The sequence below is a fragment of the Stieleria sp. genome (genome assembly GCF_041595215.1).
Taxonomy (GTDB): domain Bacteria; phylum Planctomycetota; class Planctomycetia; order Pirellulales; family Pirellulaceae; genus Stieleria; species Stieleria magnilauensis.
On record NZ_JBFHKV010000754.1, the window covers coordinates 1 to 4,417 of the forward strand.

General features: G+C 58.5%; 2 protein-coding genes. One reads left to right on the top strand and one right to left on the bottom strand.

The window, feature by feature from the left end; translation table 11 throughout:
• Nucleotides 1-1,966 (bottom strand): signal peptidase I (gene lepB / locus ABX749_RS23685; protein WP_372898170.1); only part of this gene is annotated, 1,966 nt, incomplete at its 3' end.
• A gap of 316 nt (nt 1,967-2,282) precedes the next feature.
• Here lepB and ABX749_RS23690 point away from each other — a divergent pair.
• On the top strand, nt 2,283-4,253 hold the full coding sequence (locus tag ABX749_RS23690) for a hypothetical protein (RefSeq protein WP_372898171.1): 1,971 nt from the start codon (nt 2,283-2,285) through the stop codon (nt 4,251-4,253).
• Nucleotides 4,254-4,417: the final 164 nt, after the last annotated feature.

Below are 4,417 nucleotides of genomic sequence, written 5' to 3' on the forward strand. Positions count from 1 at the left end.
CGGGCGAATTCCAGGGGTGGGGCCAAAACACCATCAGTGCTTTGCCGACCAGCAAATCGCGTGGGACGTAGGAGGCATCGGCGAACGCGTAGGCTTGATCGCGGAACCGGTCGGGCAGTCGGGCACCCAGTTTGGTTCCGGCCCAACAGCGGGCATCCAGACTTTCGGGGCTGTTATCGCCCATCGGAAAGAATTGATTTTCTTCTAAGCGAAACGTCACCTTGCGGCGTGTTTGCCAGACGGGGAACTGTTCCCACAGGTCGGGACGCGCCATCACGTCTTGGATGTCTCGAAAGCTAATGTTTGGTTGAGCGAGTTGGTAAAGCTCGTTCATGTCGTAGTCAAAGATGCCGAACGAGCTGTTATCGGTGGCGACGTAATACTTGTCGCGATCAATTTTGACTCGATCGACCGTTGCTGCCCCGCCACGCACTGCGATGCCGACCGGTGCGGCGTCCATCGGATGGACGCCCGCTTGGTATCGCGGATACGCTTCGTCGTCGCCATGAAAGGCTCGGGCGTCGAACGTGGTCGGCCCGTCAAATTCCACCAACGCGTCGTCCACCCACAGCAACAGTTGGTCATCGCAGTTGCTGAATCGGACCGAAAACGTTTCGCCGGCCAGCGCCCCGCTGGCTCCTTGCACCGAAGCCGCTTGTTTGCCATCGGTGCCGGTAAACTGCAGCGATTGGTCACCGTCCAAGATGACGAGTTTGGCGTTGCCGTTTGTCAGATCGATGCGGCATTGGTACTGAATCCCGGCCTCGATCAATTCCAACGTCAATTCCTTGCATTGACTCGACGCAGTCACCTCGGATTCGACAATCAGGTCACCGACCCAGTGCAAGCCGTCATCGGCAATACCGCGTTCGCCGAAGCGGGCATCGCCGCCGAATTGTGCCAACGGACCACCCGACTTGTAATCGGGATTCCATGGCGGCTTACCGGCCCAACGTGCGTTGGAGGGTGTTGTTTCATAGACATCGCGACTGGGGACCGTGATGTAGCAGTCATAGGCGTAGAAGTCGGTGATCAGTCGACTGCTGTAGGGGGCAACCGTATTGAGCGGCCCGCCCTTGGCGGCGGTGTTCCATTGCGTGTCGGTCGGCCAGCGGTGGAAGTAACGCAGCCAGTGGGTCTCGGTCTCGTTCTTGGGCTCGACCGAGGCGACCAAACCGTCTTGGCTGCGATCGATCGTCCAAGAGTCCTCGGGCGGGGCCGAGGTGTTTTCTCGCCACGGTTGGATTCGGCTGGGGTAGCCGGACTTGATCAGCAAGTCCGACTGCTGGTCGGTGTCATAGACGTGGTGCCGCATCGCCAACAGTTTGTCGGCCGGTTTGCGGAGGATGACATCCGATGTCGGTTCATCGGTCGGTGCCGCGTAGACATCGCCATGAAAGACACTGATCGTTTCATTGGGCAGCCCGACGAGCCGTTTGATGTAGTTCTGTTTCGGGTTCCCCGGGAACTTGAACACAATCACGTCCCAGCGTTCGGGCTCGCTGAGCGTGTAGGCAAACTTGCTGACCAGGATCCGGTCGCCGTTGAAGGTGGCGGCGTTGCTGTTGTCGGCCAGATCCAGGTTATTGATGTAGCGGCAATTGGGACAAATACCACCCACAACCGTGTCGTCTTGGTACGGCCCCCGGCGTTCTTTGCTGGCACCGATTTGGAAACGATGATCGCACTGTTGGCAATCGATATCCTTGTGAGCCCCCATCAGCGTCGGCGCCATCGAGCCGGTCGGGATCACAAAAGCTTCGGCGACAAACGCGCGAAAAAGCAGCGCCAACACGAACGCGACCACAAACGCCTCAACAGTTTCCCGCTGGGCGGAGGTGCGGATCGAGTCGCCGAATCGTTGTTCCGGTGTCCGGTCATCCGACGACGCAGCCGACTCGGCACGCGAGGGTGTTTTTTTGGCGGCTTTGCCAGTGTCGTTCGAATTCTTCGATTTTCGCGTCATTCGTCGCTGCGGATCAACTTGAAAGGGGGAGAAAACTCTGGCGAAAGGCCGTTCCATGCAGGGATATTAGCTGGTTTATCGCTCGCTGGGAACTTCGATTGCATCGAGCGATTCTTGGCCGCGAACTCGTGTCGTCACCCAGATTTTTGCGTCTGACAGCAACTCGAGCGACAAAAACGCATGATCGACCCGCATTGCGAGGCGGATTTTAGATCGCCGGGGCAGGCGGGCGGGCATTCCAGCTGCACAATTTTGGTCGAATCGATAGAATACGAGCGGTTAATCAAACTGAAATTCCTCGTCGGCCGTCGGAAAGATGCTCCAACCTCTGCAACACGCTCCACGCCTCGTCTGGACCTGGTGCGCCGCCCTTTTGCTCGTCGGGGGGCTTTGCCAAGGCTCAATCGGCGTCGCTCGGGCAGCTGACGGTGACAGTCCGGCCGATGACAAAGCCAAAACGACCGACCAGTTGATCCAAGAACTGATCGAAAAACTCGGCAGCGACAGCTATGCCACCCGAATGCGGGCCCGGAATCAGCTGAAGATGTACGGGCTAGAGGCATTTGATGCCCTTCGCGAGGCTCAAAACCATGACGACAGCGAGATCTTGTCGGCCGCCCGCTATCTGATCAGCAGCCTACAAGTCAGCTGGTCCAAGGATTCGGATCCGAAAGAAGTCCAAGAGATCCTCAGCGAATATGGCGCCCAAAGCGAAGCCGACCGACTGGGACGCATTGAGCTGCTGGGGCGTTTGCGTGACCAAATGGGGGTCGAGGCCTTGGCGAGGCTGGCACGATTCGATCCCAGCGTCCCGCTCAGTCGTCGCGCGGCGATGTTGGTCCTGAAGCAGCCGCTCGGCCGCGAAAAGGTCAGCCGACGTCGCTTGGCCGAACGGATCGAAGCGGTGATCGGAGACAACCCACGCGATTCGTCACAGTGGTTGCTGGCCTACGCAAAGGATCTGCAGGCGGGAAGTTACTCGCCCGAACGCTGGGAAGAACTCGTCCGCCAGCAGCGCAGGCAGGTCGATGCGGGGGTCAGCCCCGACGTCACGTCGGCGTCGGTGATGCAGATGATTCGCGTGCTGGCCACGCGGGCCCTGGCCGAAGACGCACGCGAGGCGGCGTTGTCGCTGGTGATGGAACACATCGATCTGATCGCCCCGGCCACTCGCGATCTGTCCGAGCATGCCGGGTGGTCGATTCGCCAAGGACTGTTCCCGATCGTGGTCGCACTCTACGAACGGCATCAACACGCTTTTGGCGAAAACGCCGAGTTGCTGTATTCGGCCGCGCAAGCCTATGACGAGATCGGCCAGAGCGAGTTGGCAGAGGAACTCGCCGCGGACGCGCTGCAGATCAACCCCCTGCCCGAAGTCGCCGCGAGTGATGCTGCCGAACCCGGTGAGGCGGAAAAACCGAAAGCGGACGAAAACGCGATCACCGACCACCAGCTGCAAGAGATCGCGTATGCCCATTATCAAGCCGCGTTGTTGCTGCGTTCGCGAGGGCGATTCGAATGGGCCGAACGCGAAAATCGAGAAATCATCAAGCATTGCGATATCGAATCAATCGTCGGCGTCAGCGCGCGTCAGGAATTGGCGCGGATGTTCAGCGAACAGCTGCGGCACGAAGACGCCGCGACGGTGTTGTTTCCGATCGCCGATCGGGCCAAGAAAGATCGCCTTTATCAATCGCGAATGTCGCGATGGCAAATCAGCCTGAGTCGGATCCGCAGCCTTTACGAATACGAAAGCGGTCTCGCGTTGCTGGAAAAAAACGCTGACGATCGGGCGACGTTGAACGAGGTCAAAAGCAAGCTGCAACTGGCCTATCGATTTGACAACGACAACATCGATATCCTGATTCGGATGTATCGTTTGGATGATCCCGGCGACCCCGATTGGAAGCCATCGGTGATCAAACAAATTGTCCAGAATCGCGATGCACTGCAGCAGCGAATCTCCCGGATCGAGTCCCGCAAAAAGATCATCAAGCCGGAAGACTACAAGGCGGAACTGGGCGAAGCGTACAATCAATACGCGTGGTTGGTCGCCAACACCGAAGGCGATTACGAACGTGCGTTGAAGTGCAGTCTGGATTCGTTGGAGTTCCTCGATTCGGAAGATCTGATGTACCGCGCCGCGCGGCTGGATACCTGTGCCCGTTGCTACTTTGCACTCGGCCGGATCGAAGAAGCGGTCATCACGCAGGAACAAGCGATCAAGCTTGACCCGTTCTCACCCCCGATGCTCCGTCAGTTGGAACAGTTCAAAGCCGCCCTGTAACGCAACCGGGCGTAGGGCATGCCGTGCATGCCAAAACGGGAAGGGCATGCTGTGCATGCCAAGACGAGTAGGGCATGCTGTGCATGCCAAATGTCACGCACCGCATGACCGAACTCTTGGGAAAGTGAGGCTCGCGCCAAACGGCAGACCATCGTTTGAACTCA

Coding starts and splice junctions, on each gene's coding strand:
- ABX749_RS23690 (WP_372898171.1), top strand. CDS start 2,283: ATGCTCCAACCTCTGCAACACGCTCCACGCCTCGTCTGGACCTGGTGC.